This window comes from Enterobacter sp. ECC-219 (assembly GCF_043966805.1).
In the GTDB taxonomy this organism is placed as follows: Bacteria; Pseudomonadota; Gammaproteobacteria; order Enterobacterales; family Enterobacteriaceae; genus Enterobacter; species Enterobacter cloacae_N.
Genome location: NZ_CP143680.1, coordinates 586,132 through 605,138, shown reverse-complemented (window position 1 = coordinate 605,138; position 19,007 = coordinate 586,132). Strand labels below are relative to the sequence as shown.

The window sequence follows — 19,007 nt, the reverse complement described above, 5'->3', positions numbered from 1 at the left end:
AACACCGGTGGCGCTCTCAGATGGACAGCTCAACCATGAAAACCGCAGGCAACCTCGTCGTCCTTGGCAGTATCAATGCCGATCACATTCTCAACCTTGAAACCTTCCCCACGCCGGGCGAAACCGTCACGGGTAACCAGTACCAGGTGGCCTTTGGTGGTAAAGGCGCAAACCAGGCCGTCGCCGCCGGACGAAGTGGGGCGAATATCGCATTTATCGCCTGTACGGGGGATGACGACACCGGTGAGCGCGTACGCAAACAGCTGGCGAGCGACAACATTGATATTGCGCCAGTGAGCGTAGTCGAAGGGGAATCTACCGGCGTGGCGCTGATTTTCGTCAATGCGGAAGGTGAGAATGTCATCGGTATTCATGCGGGGGCTAATGCTGCGTTAACGACAGAACGCGTTGAAGCGCAACGCGGAATCATCGCTGGAGCGGAAGCCCTGCTGATGCAGCTGGAATCACCGGTTGAAAGCGTGCTGGCTGCGGCGAAAATTGCGCATGAAAATCATACCACTGTCGTACTTAACCCGGCCCCAGCCCGTGTATTATCAGACGAGCTGCTGGCGCTGGTGGACATCATTACGCCGAACGAAACCGAAGCCGAAAAGCTGACGGGCATTCGCGTTGAAAATGACGACGATGCCGCGCGTGCGGCGAAAGTGCTGCATGCAAAAGGCATCGGGACCGTTATCATTACTCTTGGCAGCCGTGGGGTGTGGGCAAGCGTAAACGGCGAAGGGCGTCGCGTGCCGGGCTTTAAGGTCAAAGCCATTGATACTATCGCCGCAGGAGACACCTTTAACGGTGCGCTGGTGACGGCGCTGCTGGAAGGAAACGTAATGGATGATGCCATCCGCTTTGCGCATGCCGCCGCCGCGATTGCGGTGACGCGCAAAGGCGCACAGCCTTCCGTTCCGTGGCGCAAAGAGATCGATGAATTCTTAAGTCAGCAGGGGTAACGTTTGGCTACGATGAAAGATGTCGCCCGCATGGCGGGCGTTTCTACTTCGACTGTCTCTCACGTTATTAATAACGACCGCTTCGTCAGCGAGGCGATTCGTGAGAAAGTCGAAGCCGCAGTAAAAGATCTCAACTATGCGCCGTCGGCGCTGGCGCGCAGTCTGAAGCTTAACCAGACACGCACCATCGGTATGCTGATCACCGCCAGTACCAACCCTTTTTATTCTGAACTTGTTCGTGGCGTAGAACGCAGCTGCTTTGAGCGTGGCTACAGCCTGGTGCTGTGCAATACCGAAGGCGACGAGCAGCGCATGAACCGCAACCTGGAAACGCTGATGCAAAAACGCGTCGACGGGCTGCTGCTGCTCTGTACCGAAACGCATCAACCCTCGAAAGAGATCATCCAGCGCTATCCCTCTATTCCCACGGTGATGATGGACTGGGCCCCCTTCGACGGTACCAGCGATTTGATTCAGGATAACTCCCTGCTGGGCGGCGATATGGCGACTCAGCATCTGATCGATAAAGGTCATACTCGCATTGCTTGCATTACCGGCCCGCTGGATAAAACCCCGGCGCGCCTGCGTCTGGAAGGGTATCTCTCTGCAATGGAGAGAGCTGGGCTTGCCATTCCTGATGGCTACCGAATCACCGGTGATTTTGAATTTAACGGCGGTTTCGAGGCTATGCAGAAGCTGCTGGCGCAGGATCCTCGCCCGCAGGCGGTGTTTATCGGTAACGATGCAATGGCGTTTGGTGCCTATCAGGCGCTGTATCAGGCGGGACTGCGCGTGCCGGACGATATGGCGATAGTGGGCTACGATGATATCGAACTGGCGCGCTACATGACGCCGCCGCTGACCACCATTCATCAGCCTAAAGATGAACTGGGTGAGCTGGCCATTGATGTGTTGATTCACCGAATGGCGCAGCCCACGCTGCAGCAGCAACGTCTGCAGCTTACTCCTGTTCTGATGGAACGGGGTTCGGTTTAGCCTTTGCTTTGTGTCGCTCTTTGATCAGGTTGCGGCCGTCTTTCGGTTTTAACAGCATAAAGACCAGCGCCGACACCACCGTCAGCACGCCCATGGTGATAAAGGTATAGTGGAACTGCTCAACGGTATTGGTACCGTCAAACCCTTCGTAGAACCGCAGTACCGCCGCACTCACGGCTACCCCGAGGCTGATCGACAGCTGTTGGGTCACCGCCAGTACGCTGTTGCCGCTGCTGGCGTTCTCGTCGGTCAGGTCCGCAAGGGTAATGGTATTCATCGATGTGAACTGCGTTGACATCGCCATCCCCAGCACAAACAGCGGCAGGATCAGCATCCAGACCGGTAACGCGGCGGATTGTAGCGAGAATTGCGCAATCATCAGACCGATAAAGACCGTCACGCCAACCAGCGTCTTACGATAGCCAAACCAGCGCAGTACCTGAGTGACCGTCGATTTCGCCAGAATGGAACCCATTGCCGTGGGTGCCATCATGCAGCCGGCAATCAGCGCCGGGTAGCCGAAACCTACCTGCAGCATCAATGGCATCAGGAACGGTACGCAGCCCGTGCCCAGACGTGAGGCAATATTGCCCGCGATCCCGACGGAAAAGGTTCGGGTATTAAAGAGAGATAAAGAGATAAGCGGTGTCGGATGACGACGCGCATGACGTATATAAAGAAGGAATAGCAGAATACCGCTGAGGATGACGGCGAGTGCCAGCCACGTTTCAACGATCTTCTCGCCAATGAGCTCCATCCCACTGGAGAACAGCACCAGGCTCAGGCCAAACAGGAAAAAGCCGCCCATATCGAAGCTGCGCCTTGGCGTGGTGAAGTTCGGCATATATTTGCGGGCATAGATCAGCCCTGCCACGCCAATCGGAATATTAATCAGGAAAATCCAGTGCCAGCTTGCCCAGGTAACCAGTACCCCGCCGAGAACCGGGCCTAGTATTGGGCCGACCAGCCCCGGCATGGTGACGAAGTTGAGTACGGGAAGCAGTTCGCTGCGTGGATAGGCACGCAGCAAGGCAAGGCGCGCCACCGGCATCATCATCGCGCCGCCAATTCCCTGCAGCACGCGGAAGATAACCAGCTCCGTTAAGGATGTTGAAAGCGCGCAGGCCAGCGAACCGAGCGTAAATAGCGTTACGGCCAGCATGAAAACTCTGCGGGTGCCGAAGCGATCGGCCAGCCAGCCGCTAACCGGGATCAACATCGCAACCGTCAGGGTATAGCTGATGATGGCGGACTGCATTGCCAGTGGGGAGCGGTTAAGGCTTTGCGCGATAGCGGGAAGCGCCGTATTGAGGATGGTGGCATCCAGTGCCTGCATAAAGAACGCCATGGCTGCAATCCACGGCAATCCGGCCATGCTGCGTGCTTTTTTCTCTGTCATTTATTTACCTGCTGGTGGGTTGGCGCGGTCAGCAATGCCTGGCATGCAGTCAGGGCTCGCTGCCCGTCGCTCTCCTGAATGGCATCCACTATCGCCTGATGCAAATCCAGCTTTACCACTTCGTCTTGTGTAATAGAGGTAAAGTAGGTGTGGTACACCGAATGGAATAACGAGGCAAAGGAGGTCAGGAACGGATTGGCGCTCATCATATAGATGTGTTCATGCCAGGCCATATCGACCTCAACCCAGCGTTCCCGGTTGAAGTGTTTTTTCAGGAACACCATCTCTTCCATCAGTGCGTTAAGCTGCGCTTTCTGCTCTGCCGTTCCGAGCGAGGCGGCAAGCAGACATGCCTGGGGTTCCAGACTGCTGCGCATCACCAGAAAGTGATCGACAACCTGATTAAAGTTATCTTCAGTCATCCACCAGGAGAGCAGCTCCTGATCGAGAAAATTCCAGTTACTCTGTGGCATCACGCGCGTGCCAATACGAGGGCGTGGAAGCACCATGCCTTTTGCCGTCAGCGTTTTCACCGCTTCGCGAACGGCAGTACGGCTCACCCCGAACTGCTCACCCAGCTCCATTTCACCCGGCAAGATGCTGCCCGGGGCATATTTACCCGCTAAAATCCGCTGCGCCAGCTTTTCTGCCAGCACATAGGACAGATTTTTTTGGGCGGCCAGCTGTTGTGCGCTTAATGGCATCGCTTTTATTCCTTAATGTTTCATGCTGATAATTATGCCACCTCGAATGTGATTGTGGTTGCAGATACATCAAATAGAACAATTTGTAGCTTGATTTCACCGCTATTGGTGAAAAAAAACGCGGACAGAAACTTTTTTTAAGTTTCCTCTTGTCACTTAAGAATAACTCCCTATAATGCGCCTCCACTGACACGGAACAACGGCACACACGCCGCCGGGTCAGCAGAGAAAAGCAAAACAAACGCTTGACTCTGAAGCGGGAAAGCGTAATATGCACACCCCGCGCCGCAGCGAAAACGAAGCGGCACTGCTCTTTAACAATTTATCAGACAATCTGTGTGGGCACTCAAAGTGACATGGATTCTTAATGTCTTCGGACAATAAATGAATGCCAAGTCTCTGAGTGAACATACGTAATTCATTACGAAGTTTAATTCACGAGCATCAAACTTAAATTGAAGAGTTTGATCATGGCTCAGATTGAACGCTGGCGGCAGGCCTAACACATGCAAGTCGAACGGTAGCACAGAGAGCTTGCTCTCGGGTGACGAGTGGCGGACGGGTGAGTAATGTCTGGGAAACTGCCTGATGGAGGGGGATAACTACTGGAAACGGTAGCTAATACCGCATAACGTCGCAAGACCAAAGAGGGGGACCTTCGGGCCTCTTGCCATCAGATGTGCCCAGATGGGATTAGCTAGTAGGTGGGGTAACGGCTCACCTAGGCGACGATCCCTAGCTGGTCTGAGAGGATGACCAGCCACACTGGAACTGAGACACGGTCCAGACTCCTACGGGAGGCAGCAGTGGGGAATATTGCACAATGGGCGCAAGCCTGATGCAGCCATGCCGCGTGTATGAAGAAGGCCTTCGGGTTGTAAAGTACTTTCAGCGGGGAGGAAGGCGATAAGGTTAATAACCTTGTCGATTGACGTTACCCGCAGAAGAAGCACCGGCTAACTCCGTGCCAGCAGCCGCGGTAATACGGAGGGTGCAAGCGTTAATCGGAATTACTGGGCGTAAAGCGCACGCAGGCGGTCTGTCAAGTCGGATGTGAAATCCCCGGGCTCAACCTGGGAACTGCATTCGAAACTGGCAGGCTAGAGTCTTGTAGAGGGGGGTAGAATTCCAGGTGTAGCGGTGAAATGCGTAGAGATCTGGAGGAATACCGGTGGCGAAGGCGGCCCCCTGGACAAAGACTGACGCTCAGGTGCGAAAGCGTGGGGAGCAAACAGGATTAGATACCCTGGTAGTCCACGCCGTAAACGATGTCGACTTGGAGGTTGTGCCCTTGAGGCGTGGCTTCCGGAGCTAACGCGTTAAGTCGACCGCCTGGGGAGTACGGCCGCAAGGTTAAAACTCAAATGAATTGACGGGGGCCCGCACAAGCGGTGGAGCATGTGGTTTAATTCGATGCAACGCGAAGAACCTTACCTACTCTTGACATCCAGAGAACTTTCCAGAGATGGATTGGTGCCTTCGGGAACTCTGAGACAGGTGCTGCATGGCTGTCGTCAGCTCGTGTTGTGAAATGTTGGGTTAAGTCCCGCAACGAGCGCAACCCTTATCCTTTGTTGCCAGCGGTCCGGCCGGGAACTCAAAGGAGACTGCCAGTGATAAACTGGAGGAAGGTGGGGATGACGTCAAGTCATCATGGCCCTTACGAGTAGGGCTACACACGTGCTACAATGGCGCATACAAAGAGAAGCGACCTCGCGAGAGCAAGCGGACCTCATAAAGTGCGTCGTAGTCCGGATTGGAGTCTGCAACTCGACTCCATGAAGTCGGAATCGCTAGTAATCGTGGATCAGAATGCCACGGTGAATACGTTCCCGGGCCTTGTACACACCGCCCGTCACACCATGGGAGTGGGTTGCAAAAGAAGTAGGTAGCTTAACCTTCGGGAGGGCGCTTACCACTTTGTGATTCATGACTGGGGTGAAGTCGTAACAAGGTAACCGTAGGGGAACCTGCGGTTGGATCACCTCCTTACCTTAAAGAACCTGCCTTTGCAGTGCTCACACAGATTGTCTGATGAAAAGTAAGCAGCAAGGCGTCTTGCGATTGAGACTTCAGTGTCCCCTTCGTCTAGAGGCCCAGGACACCGCCCTTTCACGGCGGTAACAGGGGTTCGAATCCCCTAGGGGACGCCACTTGCTGGTGCGTGAGTGAAAGTCACCTGCCGTCATATCTCAAAACTGACTTACGAGTCATGTTTGAGATATTTGCTCTTTAAAAATCTGGATCAAGCTGAAAATTGAAACGACACACAGTTAATGTGTGTTCGAGTCTCTCAAATTTTCGCAATCAGAAGTGAAACATCTTCGGGTTGTGAGGTTAAGCGACTAAGCGTACACGGTGGATGCCCTGGCAGTCAGAGGCGATGAAGGACGTGCTAATCTGCGAAAAGCGCCGGCGAGGTGATATGAACCTTTGACCCGGCGATGTCCGAATGGGGAAACCCAGTGCAATTCGTTGCACTATCGTTAACTGAATACATAGGTTAACGAGGCGAACCGGGGGAACTGAAACATCTAAGTACCCCGAGGAAAAGAAATCAACCGAGATTCCCCCAGTAGCGGCGAGCGAACGGGGAGCAGCCCGGAGTCTGAATCAGCTTGTGTGTTAGTGGAAGCGTCTGGAAAGTCGCACGGTACAGGGTGACAGTCCCGTACACGAAAATGCACAGGCTGTGAACTCGAAGAGTAGGGCGGGACACGTGGTATCCTGTCTGAATATGGGGGGACCATCCTCCAAGGCTAAATACTCCTGACTGACCGATAGTGAACCAGTACCGTGAGGGAAAGGCGAAAAGAACCCCGGCGAGGGGAGTGAAAAAGAACCTGAAACCGTGTACGTACAAGCAGTGGGAGCACCTTCGTGGTGTGACTGCGTACCTTTTGTATAATGGGTCAGCGACTTATATTCTGTAGCAAGGTTAACCGTATAGGGGAGCCGAAGGGAAACCGAGTCTTAACTGGGCGTTAAGTTGCAGGGTATAGACCCGAAACCCGGTGATCTAGCCATGGGCAGGTTGAAGGTTGGGTAACACTAACTGGAGGACCGAACCGACTAATGTTGAAAAATTAGCGGATGACCTGTGGCTGGGGGTGAAAGGCCAATCAAACCGGGAGATAGCTGGTTCTCCCCGAAAGCTATTTAGGTAGCGCCTCGTGAACTCATCTTCGGGGGTAGAGCACTGTTTCGGCTAGGGGGCCATCCCGGCTTACCAACCCGATGCAAACTACGAATACCGAAGAATGTTATCACGGGAGACACACGGCGGGTGCTAACGTCCGTCGTGAAGAGGGAAACAACCCAGACCGCCAGCTAAGGTCCCAAAGTCATGGTTAAGTGGGAAACGATGTGGGAAGGCACAGACAGCCAGGATGTTGGCTTAGAAGCAGCCATCATTTAAAGAAAGCGTAATAGCTCACTGGTCGAGTCGGCCTGCGCGGAAGATGTAACGGGGCTAAACCATGCACCGAAGCTGCGGCAGCGACGCTTATGCGTTGTTGGGTAGGGGAGCGTTCTGTAAGCCGTTGAAGGTGGCCTGTGAGGGCTGCTGGAGGTATCAGAAGTGCGAATGCTGACATAAGTAACGATAAAGCGGGTGAAAAGCCCGCTCGCCGGAAGACCAAGGGTTCCTGTCCAACGTTAATCGGGGCAGGGTGAGTCGACCCCTAAGGCGAGGCCGAAAGGCGTAGTCGATGGGAAACAGGTTAATATTCCTGTACTTGGTGTTACTGCGAAGGGGGGACGGAGAAGGCTATGTCAGCCGGGCGACGGTTGTCCCGGTTTAAGCGTGTAGGTGTGTGTTCCAGGCAAATCCGGTTCACTTTAACACTGAGGCGTGATGACGAGGCACTACGGTGCTGAAGTGATAAATGCCCTGCTTCCAGGAAAAGCCTCTAAGCATCAGGTAACACGAAATCGTACCCCAAACCGACACAGGTGGTCAGGTAGAGAATACCAAGGCGCTTGAGAGAACTCGGGTGAAGGAACTAGGCAAAATGGTGCCGTAACTTCGGGAGAAGGCACGCTGATATGTAGGTGAAGCCCCTGCGGGCGGAGCTGAAATCAGTCGAAGATACCAGCTGGCTGCAACTGTTTATTAAAAACACAGCACTGTGCAAACACGAAAGTGGACGTATACGGTGTGACGCCTGCCCGGTGCCGGAAGGTTAATTGATGGGGTTAGCGGCAACGCGAAGCTCTTGATCGAAGCCCCGGTAAACGGCGGCCGTAACTATAACGGTCCTAAGGTAGCGAAATTCCTTGTCGGGTAAGTTCCGACCTGCACGAATGGCGTAATGATGGCCAGGCTGTCTCCACCCGAGACTCAGTGAAATTGAACTCGCTGTGAAGATGCAGTGTACCCGCGGCAAGACGGAAAGACCCCGTGAACCTTTACTATAGCTTGACACTGAACACTGGTCCTTGATGTGTAGGATAGGTGGGAGGCTTTGAAGCGTGGACGCCAGTCTGCGTGGAGCCGTCCTTGAAATACCACCCTTTAATGGCTGGTGTTCTAACGTGGACCCGTAATCCGGGTTGCGGACAGTGTCTGGTGGGTAGTTTGACTGGGGCGGTCTCCTCCCAAAGAGTAACGGAGGAGCACGAAGGTTAGCTAATCCTGGTCGGACATCAGGAGGTTAGTGCAATGGCATAAGCTAGCTTGACTGCGAGAGTGACGGCTCGAGCAGGTGCGAAAGCAGGTCATAGTGATCCGGTGGTTCTGAATGGAAGGGCCATCGCTCAACGGATAAAAGGTACTCCGGGGATAACAGGCTGATACCGCCCAAGAGTTCATATCGACGGCGGTGTTTGGCACCTCGATGTCGGCTCATCACATCCTGGGGCTGAAGTAGGTCCCAAGGGTATGGCTGTTCGCCATTTAAAGTGGTACGCGAGCTGGGTTTAGAACGTCGTGAGACAGTTCGGTCCCTATCTGCCGTGGGCGCTGGAGAATTGAGGGGGGCTGCTCCTAGTACGAGAGGACCGGAGTGGACGCATCACTGGTGTTCGGGTTGTCATGCCAATGGCACTGCCCGGTAGCTAAATGCGGAAGAGATAAGTGCTGAAAGCATCTAAGCACGAAACTTGCCCCGAGATGAGTTCTCCCTGACTCCTTGAGAGTCCTGAAGGAACGTTGAAGACGACGACGTTGATAGGTCGGGTGTGTAAGCGCAGCGATGCGTTGAGCTAACCGATACTAATGAACCGTGAGGCTTAACCTTACAACGCCGAAGGTGTTTTGGCGGAAGAGACAGAACAATCAATATTCAGCCTGATACAGATTAAACAGAATTTGCCTGGCGGCTTTAGCGCGGTGGTCCCACCTGACCCCATGCCGAACTCAGAAGTGAAACGCCGTAGCGCCGATGGTAGTGTGGGGTCTCCCCATGTGAGAGTAGGGAACTGCCAGGCATCAATTAAGTGAAGAGGCCATCCGCAAGGATGGCCTTTTTGCGTTTTTGAACTACAACAAACGTAGGCCGGGTAAGGCGAAGCCTCCACCCGGCAAGTCAGACCGCACTCCACTTCACAACAAACTCTGCAATCCCATCCACATCATTCAAATTCAGTAACGGAACTTCAAGCGGCAATACAACATCACTGGCCACCGCAATCACATGCTCATCCAGCGTTAACTCGCTGAAATCATGCCCGGCATCGCTTCTGAACAGCAGGATCTTAGGTACGGCCTCATGCTTAAATCCCTCAACCAGCACCAGATCCAGGGTGGAATGATCCATCCGGCTGACCAGATACGCAAGATCCAGCGGTGCCTCATCCGGCGTTTCTGTCATCAACGCCCAGCGCTGGTTGCTTGCCACCATCGTTTGCACCGCACCCGCTTTACGCAGTTCATAGCTATCTTTGCCCGGCTTATCGACATCCATATTATGGTGCGTGTGTTTAATCAAGCCTGGACGGATGCCGCGGGCGCACAGCGCGGGTATCAGTTTTTTCAGCAGCGTAGTTTTTCCCGTACCGCTCCAGGCGGAGATTGCTAAAACAGGTGTCATCTCTTCTCCTGCATGGCCTGTAAATCTTCTGTCGTGTTCACATTCACGAAGGATGTTTTCATGTCGCTAAAATCAACAGCATGTCCGCCAACCTTGCGCATAAACACCATAACTCTTCGTTCACCGGCAGCCAGATAGCCGCTCACGTCCGGAATCAACGATCTGTTAACGAGCGCGATAGTTGGATGGTCGCGCTCGCCGTCATGCACCCAGACCACGGGCGATTCACCTCGCTGTTGCACCATTCGCTCTACCAGGCAAGCGGGTATAAATGGCGTATCACACGAACAAAAGAGAAACCACTCGCCCTGCGACTGCTGCATCACCGAAAGCATGCCGGCCAGCGGTCCCGGATAATCTGCGAGATTATCCTGATAAACGGGAAACCCGCTACGTTGGTAAATATCAATGTGGCGATTAGCGCTGAGCGCCATGGCCGATACCTGATTGACAAGCGTATCAGCGACGTGCTGCCATAAGGGCTTGCCATTCAGGCGCTGTAACCCCTTATCTTCTCCGCCCATTCGCGTCGCTCTGCCACCGGCCAGAACGACACCGATGATTTTCTGGCTCTCATTCACTAATATCGCCTCTTTTATTGTGGGATTGACCCTGCTAACGTGTCACTCTAAATGAAAGGAGCACCACCATGAAATGTAAACGTCTGAATGAAGTCATTGAACTCCTCCAGCCAGCCTGGCAAAAAGAGCCAGAGCTGAATCTGATGCAATTCTTACAAAAACTGGCGAAAGAGTCAGGTTTTGACGGCGATCTGGCAGACCTTTCTGACGACATCCTGATCTACCACCTCAAAATGCGCGACTCGGCCAAAGATGCTGTTATTCCTGGTATTCAGAAGGATTATGAGGAAGATTTTAAAACTGCGCTGCTGCGCGCCCGAGGCGTAATTAAAGAGTAAAAGCTTGTAAGCGGAGCCACCGAAATCGCCACAAGATGATATCCTGAATCATTCGTATAATTTCCGGATGATCGGATGAACGACCAGGCTTTTACTTTCCAGACACTACACCCGGATACCATTATGGATGCCCTGTTTGAACAGGGTATTCGTGTGGATTCAGGGCTAACCCCGTTAAATAGCTACGAAAACCGCGTCTATCAATTTCAGGACGAGGATCGTCAGCGCTTCGTCGTAAAGTTCTATCGCCCTGAACGTTGGTCTGCACAGCAAATTCAGGAAGAGCACCAGTTTGCTCACGATCTGCTGGGTGATGACGTCCCTGTTGCCGCGCCGATAAAGTTCAATAACCAAACGCTGCACACGCATGAAGGGTTTTACTACGCCGTATTCCCCAGTCTGGGTGGCCGCCAGTTTGAAGCGGATAGTATCGATCAGATGGAGTGGGTTGCTCGCTATCTGGGACGCATTCATCAGACGGGACGTAAAACAGCGTTCACTGCCCGACCAACGCTCGGGATTCAGGAATATCTCACCGAACCACGTCAGGTATTTGAAACGTCTGCGCTGATCCCCACTGCGCTAAAGGATAATTTCCTCAACGCCACCGATAAGCTTATTGCTGCGGTGAAAGCCTGCTGGCGTGATGATATTTCCGTTCTGCGCCTGCATGGCGATTGTCACGCCGGAAATATCCTCTGGCGCGATGGCCCGCTGTTTGTCGATCTCGACGATGCGCGCATGGGACCAGCGGTTCAGGATCTGTGGATGCTGCTCAATGGCGACAAAGCCGAGCAGCGCATGCAGCTTGAAACGATTATTGAAGCCTATGAAGAATTTAGCCCGTTTAATTCAGACGAAATTGCCCTGATTGAGCCTTTACGTTCTATGCGTTTTGTTTATTATCTCGCATGGTTAATCAGGCGTTGGGACGATCCCGCATTTCCCCGTAATTTCCCGTGGCTTACCGGAGAAGATTACTGGCGCAGCCAGATATCTACATTCACTCAGCAGGTTAAGGTTCTTCAGGAACCCCCTCTGCAATTAACGCCGATGTATTAATTGGACACACCCAGGAGAGAGTTAATCATGAAAAAAATTTGGCTGGCGCTGGCAGGTATGATTCTGGCATTTAGCGCTTCTGCTGCGCAGTTTACCGACGGTAAACAGTTCATCACGCTGGAAAAGCCGGTTGCTGGCGAGCCACAGGTTCTGGAATTCTTCTCGTTCTACTGCCCGCACTGTTATCAATTCGAAGAGGTGCTGCATGTTTCTGACAACGTGAAGAAAAAGCTGCCGGAAGGCACCAAAATGACCAAGTACCACGTTGAGTTCCTGGGCCCGTTGGGTAAAGACCTGACTCAGGCGTGGGCGGTTGCGATGGCGCTGGGTGTGGAAGATAAAATCACTGCTCCAATGTTCGAAGCCGTACAGAAAACTCAGACCGTTCAGACCACTGCGGATATCCGTAAAGTGTTCGTTGATGCCGGCGTGAAAGGTGAAGAGTACGACGCCGCGTGGAACAGCTTTGTGGTGAAATCTCTGGTGGCTCAGCAGGAAAAAGCGGCCGCGGACCTGCAGCTTCAGGGCGTTCCGGCGATGTTTGTTAACGGCAAATATCAGCTGAACATGCAGGGCATGGACACCAGCAGCATGGATATCTTTGTACAGCAGTATGCCGATACCGTGAAATACCTGGTTGAGAAGAAGTAATTTCGTTGATATGAAAACGCCGGTCACTGACCGGCGTTTTTGTATGAGGATTTAATGCTGTCTATCTGTTGGTCTTTCTCTTTCCAGAGCGTATTAAGCCACTGCTGGAAACCACGTTTGAAATTCTTATCGTTAACGTAGTCACCGTGCAGCTCGACATCGATCGGTACTAAATTCACCCGAACAACAATGCGCGTCAGCTTGCCGCTGAGCATATCGAAGAACGGCGTCCTGTCATTTTCCGGATAGCAGAGCGTAACGTTCAGAAGTTTATCGAACTGTGCACCCAGCACGTTAAGTGCCATCGCAATACCCGCCGCCTTTGGCGGGAGCAAATGCCGATAAGGAGAGCGACTTTGTTGACGCTTCTCTTCCGTAAACCGGGAGCCTTCAACAAAGTTCACGATGGTTGTTGGATGCGCGCGAAACTTTTCACAGGAACGGCGCGTGGTCTCCACATCCTTACCGCGACGCTCCGGATGACGAATCAAATAGCTGCGCGAATAGCGTTTCATAAACGGCATATCGAGGGCCCAGCAGGCCAGCCCGATAAAAGGCACCCAGGCGAGCTGCTGCTTCAGGAAGTATTTGTTCATCGGGATATGTTTGCGGAAAAGCACGCATAACACCACGATGTCTGCCCAGCTGTGGTGATTGCAAATCAGCAGGTACCAGTTCTTTTTGTTCAGGCTCTCCAGCCCTTCGATATCCCACTTCAGATGCGGGTTCAGGCACAGCAGGATCGCCAGTCCTTCACACCAGCAATACATCATGAAATTACAAAACGCAGAGACGGATCGCCACACCGCAGGCACAGGCAGCAGCAGTTTAACGATCCCGGCGATAATGATCGGCACAGAACAGGCAATCGTCACCAGAATAGTTAAAATGATGCTTAGCGGTAATGTTATTGCAGCGAGCAATTTCGACATGATGAGCTTTTTCAGGTGGTTAGCTGTAATGAAGCGGCCGATAATTCGGCGCTGGGCGCTGATTTTATCAGAAAAATGACAAAATAATGGCGCTTTCATGTCTTCAATTGACGGCTTTTCCCCTGACGCAGAAGATTTCTCTAATACTGTGCGCTATTCAGGACTTATATCCACATAGACTAAATTGTCATCATCAGGCTATTATCATAGAGTGTTAGTGTTTAACAAATTGATATGTAATGATTTATTCTCAGCGAATACCTGCATTTAGCACTTGTTTTTCATTTGAAGTGAAAATATTCACAAACTTATCCACAGTTTGAGTTTTGCGAGCGATCCTCACGATCGCAAAATCTTTTCCTGTATCGAACCTGAATAACTGATGTTTTCATCCTTCTGTGGCATCCTTTACGCATAAATTGATTAAAGGCACGGACATTATGGTTCAGATCCCAGAAAACCCACTTATTCTCGTCGACGGCTCTTCTTACCTGTATCGGGCGTACCATGCGTTTCCTCCTCTGACCAATAGCGCAGGGGAACCTACCGGCGCAATGTACGGCGTGCTGAACATGCTGCGCAGCCTGATCCTTCAGTATCAGCCCACCCATGCGGCTGTCGTTTTTGATGCGAAAGGTAAAACCTTCCGCGATGAGCTGTTTGAGCATTACAAATCCCATCGTCCGCCAATGCCTGACGATCTGTGTGCTCAGATTGAGCCGCTGCACGCCATGGTGAAAGCAATGGGCCTGCCGCTGCTGGCCGTCTCTGGCGTGGAAGCCGACGACGTCATCGGTACGCTGGCGCGTGAAGCGGAAAAAATGGGCCGTCCGGTACTGATCAGCACCGGCGATAAAGATATGGCCCAGCTGGTGACGCCAGGTATCACCCTGATAAACACCATGACCAACACCATTCTGGGGCCGGAAGAAGTGGTCACTAAGTATGGCGTGCCGCCAGAGCTCATTATCGACTTCCTCGCGTTGATGGGTGACTCCTCGGATAACATCCCTGGCGTCCCCGGCGTCGGTGAAAAAACCGCGCAGGCGCTGCTCCAGGGGCTGGGTGGTCTGGACACGCTCTACGCGGAATCAGACAAAATCGCCAGCCTTTCCTTCCGTGGCGCAAAAACCATGGCCGGGAAGCTGGAAGAGAACAAAGAGGTGGCTTATCTCTCCTATAAGCTGGCAACGATTAAAACCGATGTGGAACTGGAGCTGGGCTGTGAGCAGCTGGAAGTGCAACAGCCTTCCGCTGACGACCTGCTGAGCCTGTTTAAGAAATACGAATTCAAGCGCTGGACCACTGACGTGGAAGCCGGTAAATGGCTGCAGGCAAAAGGGGCCAAACCAGCTGCGAAGCCGAAGGAGACGATTGTCGTTGATGCCGAAGAGCAGGCGGAAGAAGAAGCCGCAGCGCTCTCCTTCGACAACTACGAAACCGTTCTGGAAGAGTCACAGCTGATCGCCTGGATCGAGAAACTGAAAAAAGCGCCGGTCTTTGCCTTTGACACCGAAACTGACAGCCTCGACAACATCTCAGCCAATATGGTGGGATTGTCCTTCGCGACAGAGCCGGGTATTGCCGCCTACGTTCCTGTGGCGCACGACTACCTGGATGCGCCGGAGCAGATCTCCCGCGAGCGCGTGCTTGAGCTGCTGAAGCCGATTCTGGAAGATGAAAAGGCGCTCAAGGTCGGGCAAAACCTCAAGTACGACCGCGGTATTCTGCAGAACTATGGCATTGAGCTGCGCGGGATTGCCTTCGACACTATGCTCGAATCTTACATTCTGGACAGCGTCGCGGGTCGTCATGATATGGATTCCTTATCTGACCGCTGGCTCAAGCACAAAACCATCACTTTTGAAGAGATTGCCGGTAAAGGGAAAAATCAGCTCACATTTAACCAGATCGCTCTTGAAGAAGCAGGGCGCTACGCGGCGGAAGACGCCGACGTCACGCTGCAGCTGCACCTGAAGATGTGGCCAAAACTGCAGAAGCATGAAGGTCCTCTGAACGTGTTCCAGCATATCGAGATGCCGCTGGTGCCCGTGCTGTCACGGATTGAACGTAACGGCGTGAAAATCGACCCAACGGTGCTGCATAACCACTCCGGGGAGCTGGCGCAGCGTCTGACCGAGCTTGAGCAGAAAGCGCACGATCTTGCAGGCGAGCCGTTTAACCTTTCTTCACCGAAGCAGCTGCAAACCATCCTGTTTGAAAAGCAGGGCATCAAGCCGCTGAAGAAAACCCCTGGCGGCGCACCGTCAACCTCAGAAGAGGTGCTGGAAGAGCTGGCGCTGGACTACCCGCTGCCAAAAGTGATTCTGGAGTACCGCGGTCTCGCGAAGCTTAAGTCTACCTACACGGACAAACTTCCGCTGATGATCAACCCGAAAACGGGTCGCGTGCACACGTCGTATCATCAGGCTGTCGCGGCCACGGGACGCCTCTCTTCAACCGATCCTAACCTGCAGAACATCCCGGTGCGTAATGAAGAAGGGCGCCGCATTCGTCAGGCTTTCATCGCCCCGGAGGATTACCTGATTGTCTCGGCTGACTACTCGCAAATCGAACTGCGCATTATGGCGCACCTGTCCCGTGACAAAGGTCTGCTGACGGCATTTGCGGAAGGGAAAGACATCCACCGTGCGACCGCGGCGGAGGTCTTTGGTTTACCGCTGGAGAGCGTGACAAACGAACAGCGCCGCAGTGCAAAAGCGATCAACTTCGGTTTGATCTACGGCATGAGCGCGTTTGGCCTTTCTCGCCAGCTCAACATTCCGCGTAAAGAGTCGCAGAAGTATATGGATCTCTACTTCGAACGCTACCCGGGCGTGCTGGAATATATGGAACGTACCCGCGCGCAGGCGAAAGAGAAAGGTTACGTTGAAACCCTGGATGGCCGTCGTCTCTATCTCCCGGACATCAAATCCAGCAACGCGGCCCGCCGCGCTGGCGCAGAACGTGCGGCGATCAACGCCCCGATGCAGGGAACCGCAGCGGACATCATCAAGCGCGCCATGATTGCCGTGGATGCCTGGCTGGAGAAAGAGAAGCCGCGCGTGAAAATGATCATGCAGGTACACGATGAACTGGTGTTTGAAGTGCACAAAGACGATCTCGATACTGTGTCGAAAAAGATCCACGAACTCATGGAAAGCAGCATGACGCTAGACGTGCCGTTGCTGGTGGAAGTGGGAAGTGGTGAAAACTGGGATCAGGCTCACTAAAGGTTCAATGAATAACGCGCTTTTTATGTAAGTTAGCAACATAACAAAGCGCGTTTTGTGACGATCATTAGAATTCCCTATGTAAAGAATGAAAAAAAACTACAAAAAGTGCTTTTTCTACAGCAAAAAAAGGGGTAGAGTTATCGACGTAGGGTACAGAGGTAAGATGTTCTATCTTTCAGACCTTTTACTTCACGTAATCGGATTTGGCTGAATATTTTAGCCGCCCCAGTCAGTAATGACTGGGGCGTTTTTTATTGCGGCAAAGAAAAGTTCCGTCAAAAAAAAAGCGCGGACATTGCCGCGCTCGGTTTTACTCTGCTTCCGCTTCTGTTGCGGGTTCCAGCTCGTTAAACCAGCTATCGAGCTTCTGACGCAGTTTGTCAACGCCCTGTTTTTTCAGCGAAGAGAAGGGCTCTACCTGTACATCGCCATTAAAGGCCAGTACCGCTTCGCGAACCATATTCACCTGCGCTTTACGCGCGCCGCTTGCCAGCTTGTCGGCTTTCGTCAGAAGCACCAGCACGGCAATATCGCTTGCTACGGCCCAGTCGATCATCTGCTGATCGAGATCTTTTAGCGGATGGCGAATGTCCATCAGCACCACCAGACCTTTCAGGCACATGCGTTTTTCCAGGTATTCGCCCAGCGCACGCTGCCATTTGATCTTCATCTCTTCTGGCACCTGCGCATAACCGTATCCCGGCAAGTCGACCAGGCGTTTGCCTTCAGCGACTTCAAAAAGGTTAATCAGCTGGGTACGGCCAGGTGTTTTTGAGGTACGCGCCAGGTTCTTCTGATTGGTCAGCGTATTCAGGGCGCTGGACTTCCCCGCATTTGAGCGGCCAGCAAATGCCACTTCAATACCGGTATCAGAAGGCAGGTGGCGAATATCGGGCGCACTGGTGACAAAATGCGTCTGTTGGTAATTCCAGGTAGTCACGTGGTCGTCTCCAAAAATCGTAATCTGGGGGGATTATACCCGAATGCGGGCAAAAGGCTTTTCTCATTGCACGGCGCCTGCAGGCGAAAGCCCGAAGCGTTGTGAGAGATCGGCTAATGTTGCTATGGGAGATTTCAGAGAATTCGCAGGTGCCAAAAAAGTCAAACTGTTTTAAATCATAAGCTTATTTCCGGGTAATTGTCTGAAAATCTCTTTTTGTACCGTTTCGTTGCTTGTCAGTTTAAGCGAACAAGGTAAAGTATGCGTCAGGGCGAGGAAGCCAACAGGAATTTGACTTAAGGATTAGGGTCAGGAGCGCCAGGAGGCGAAGACGCAGGACAGTCAGGACGACCAGCGCCTGGAGGCGTTTTAACAGGAAATGGAACCATACACGGACGGTATCAGCCAAAGGATAAACAGGGTGTGTTGTTGGTAAACATGGAATGTCTGACCCGCTAAGGGTTGTGAGTCAGGAAAAAAGGCGACAGATTGCTCTGTCGCCTTTTTTCTTTGCTTGCTTTCTGCTAGATTTCGCCGCAATTCTATACTGAAGAAAACGACTTAAAGATAAAACATCATGAAAAAACCAACCTCCGCTGCGGGTGCTAAACGCCCTGCAAAAGCACGCCGCAAAACGCGCGAAGAACTGAACCAGGAAGCGCGCGATCGCAAACGCGATAAGAAACATCGTGGCCATGCTGCGGGTAGCCGTGCAAACGGCGGTGGTGCAGCGGGCGCTTCTGCAAAAAGCAAACAGCAGAAAGATCCTCGTATCGGCAGTAAAACTCCCATTCCGCTGGGCGTGACAGACACCCCGGTCACTAAGCAGCACAAACCAAAGAGCGAGAAACCTATGCTTTCACCGCAGGCTGAGCTGGATATGCTGGAGAACGATGAGCGCCTGGACGCGCTGCTGGAACGTCTTGAAGAGGGTGAAACCCTGACCGCAGAAGAGCAGTCATGGGTGGATGCTAAACTGGACCGCATTGATGAGCTGATGCAGAAACTCGGTCTGTCTTACGATGACGAAGACGACGAAGAAGAAGACGAAAAGCAGGAAGATATGATGCGTCTTCTGAAAGGTGGAAACTAACATTTGCACCCGGCAGGCACGATAGTCCTGCTTATAACCCTTCCGGTTATATGTTATCTGGTGTGGTTATTCGTTAAA

General features: G+C 52.8%; 13 protein-coding genes, 1 tRNA gene and 3 rRNA genes. 11 read left to right on the top strand and 6 right to left on the bottom strand.

The annotated features are described in order from the left end of the window. The first annotated feature begins 35 nt into the window (after nucleotides 1–35). Nucleotides 36–965, top strand: coding sequence for a ribokinase (gene rbsK, locus V1603_RS02845; RefSeq protein WP_395313964.1), 930 nt, complete (start codon nucleotides 36–38; stop codon nucleotides 963–965). Nucleotides 966–968: 3 nt separating this feature from the next. Then, nucleotides 969–1,961 carry a ribose operon transcriptional repressor RbsR gene (gene rbsR, locus V1603_RS02840; RefSeq protein WP_116343675.1) on the top strand — a complete coding sequence of 331 codons (993 nt, stop codon included), beginning with the start codon at nucleotides 969–971 and terminating at the stop codon, nucleotides 1,959–1,961. Here rbsR and mdtD read toward each other — a convergent pair. Continuing rightward, nucleotides 1,927–3,360, bottom strand: coding sequence for a multidrug transporter subunit MdtD (mdtD, locus tag V1603_RS02835; RefSeq protein WP_116343676.1), 1,434 nt, complete (start codon nucleotides 3,358–3,360; stop codon nucleotides 1,927–1,929). The two genes, rbsR and mdtD, sit on opposite strands and share 35 nt — an antisense overlap. Beyond that, nucleotides 3,357–4,064 carry a FadR/GntR family transcriptional regulator gene (locus V1603_RS02830; protein WP_116343677.1) on the bottom strand — a complete coding sequence of 236 codons (708 nt, stop codon included), beginning with the start codon at nucleotides 4,062–4,064 and terminating at the stop codon, nucleotides 3,357–3,359. The genes mdtD and V1603_RS02830 overlap by 4 nt, the downstream gene beginning before the upstream one ends. 452 nt (nucleotides 4,065–4,516) lie before the next feature. Between V1603_RS02830 and V1603_RS02825 the strand changes: the two genes are divergently transcribed. The 4 genes from V1603_RS02825 to rrf all read left to right on the top strand — a co-directional run bounded on the left by V1603_RS02825 (nucleotide 4,517) and on the right by rrf (nucleotide 9,494). Further along, nucleotides 4,517–6,056, top strand: a 16S ribosomal RNA gene (locus V1603_RS02825). An 85-nt stretch (nucleotides 6,057–6,141) separates the two neighbouring features. Next, nucleotides 6,142–6,217: transfer RNA gene (locus V1603_RS02820), tRNA-Glu, on the top strand. A 182-nt stretch (nucleotides 6,218–6,399) separates the two neighbouring features. Continuing rightward, nucleotides 6,400–9,304 (top strand): 23S ribosomal RNA (locus V1603_RS02815). A gap of 74 nt (nucleotides 9,305–9,378) precedes the next feature. Next, nucleotides 9,379–9,494, top strand: a 5S ribosomal RNA gene (rrf, locus tag V1603_RS02810). The 16S, 23S and 5S rRNA genes sit together here with 1 tRNA gene alongside, the layout of an rRNA operon. Nucleotides 9,495–9,592: 98 nt before the next feature. On the opposite strand, the gene mobB is transcribed toward rrf, so the two are convergent. Both mobB and mobA read right to left on the bottom strand, forming a co-directional pair. Continuing rightward, nucleotides 9,593–10,096, bottom strand: a complete 504-nt coding sequence (mobB, locus tag V1603_RS02805) for a molybdopterin-guanine dinucleotide biosynthesis protein MobB (RefSeq protein WP_395313472.1) — start codon at nucleotides 10,094–10,096, stop codon at nucleotides 9,593–9,595. After that, nucleotides 10,093–10,677 (bottom strand): molybdenum cofactor guanylyltransferase MobA, encoded by a 585-nt coding sequence (gene mobA, locus V1603_RS02800; protein WP_395313471.1) that lies wholly within the window; start codon nucleotides 10,675–10,677, stop codon nucleotides 10,093–10,095. The genes mobB and mobA overlap by 4 nt, the downstream gene beginning before the upstream one ends. A gap of 68 nt (nucleotides 10,678–10,745) precedes the next feature. Between mobA and V1603_RS02795 the strand changes: the two genes are divergently transcribed. The 3 genes from V1603_RS02795 (at nucleotide 10,746) to dsbA (ending at nucleotide 12,728) form a co-directional block, all read left to right on the top strand. Further along, nucleotides 10,746–11,015, top strand: coding sequence for a YihD family protein (locus tag V1603_RS02795; protein WP_008501866.1), 270 nt, complete (start codon nucleotides 10,746–10,748; stop codon nucleotides 11,013–11,015). A gap of 75 nt (nucleotides 11,016–11,090) precedes the next feature. Continuing rightward, a complete protein-coding gene (locus tag V1603_RS02790; protein WP_233003669.1) occupies nucleotides 11,091–12,077 on the top strand; it encodes a serine/threonine protein kinase in 987 nt (328 codons plus the stop codon). A 27-nt stretch (nucleotides 12,078–12,104) separates the two neighbouring features. Further along, the gene (gene dsbA, locus V1603_RS02785) at nucleotides 12,105–12,728 is read left to right on the top strand and encodes a thiol:disulfide interchange protein DsbA (RefSeq protein ID WP_028014899.1); all 624 of its coding nucleotides are present in this window, start codon (nucleotides 12,105–12,107) and stop codon (nucleotides 12,726–12,728) included. A gap of 23 nt (nucleotides 12,729–12,751) precedes the next feature. Here the strand turns inward: dsbA and V1603_RS02780 are convergent, their stop codons facing one another. Further along, nucleotides 12,752–13,660 (bottom strand): acyltransferase, encoded by a 909-nt coding sequence (locus V1603_RS02780; RefSeq protein WP_116343781.1) that lies wholly within the window; start codon nucleotides 13,658–13,660, stop codon nucleotides 12,752–12,754. A gap of 440 nt (nucleotides 13,661–14,100) precedes the next feature. On the opposite strand from V1603_RS02780, the gene polA reads away from it, so the two are divergent. Next, complete coding sequence (polA, locus tag V1603_RS02775; protein WP_395313470.1) at nucleotides 14,101–16,893, top strand: DNA polymerase I; 2,793 nt, start codon at nucleotides 14,101–14,103, stop codon at nucleotides 16,891–16,893. Nucleotides 16,894–17,206: 313 nt separating this feature from the next. Here the strand turns inward: polA and yihA are convergent, their stop codons facing one another. After that, nucleotides 17,207–17,836: a ribosome biogenesis GTP-binding protein YihA/YsxC gene (gene yihA / locus V1603_RS02770; protein WP_116343734.1), complete on the bottom strand. Its 630-nt coding sequence runs from the start codon at nucleotides 17,834–17,836 to the stop codon at nucleotides 17,207–17,209. A 577-nt stretch (nucleotides 17,837–18,413) separates the two neighbouring features. On the opposite strand from yihA, the gene yihI reads away from it, so the two are divergent. After that, nucleotides 18,414–18,929, top strand: coding sequence for a Der GTPase-activating protein YihI (yihI, locus tag V1603_RS02765; protein ID WP_116343735.1), 516 nt, complete (start codon nucleotides 18,414–18,416; stop codon nucleotides 18,927–18,929). Nucleotides 18,930–19,007: the final 78 nt, after the last annotated feature.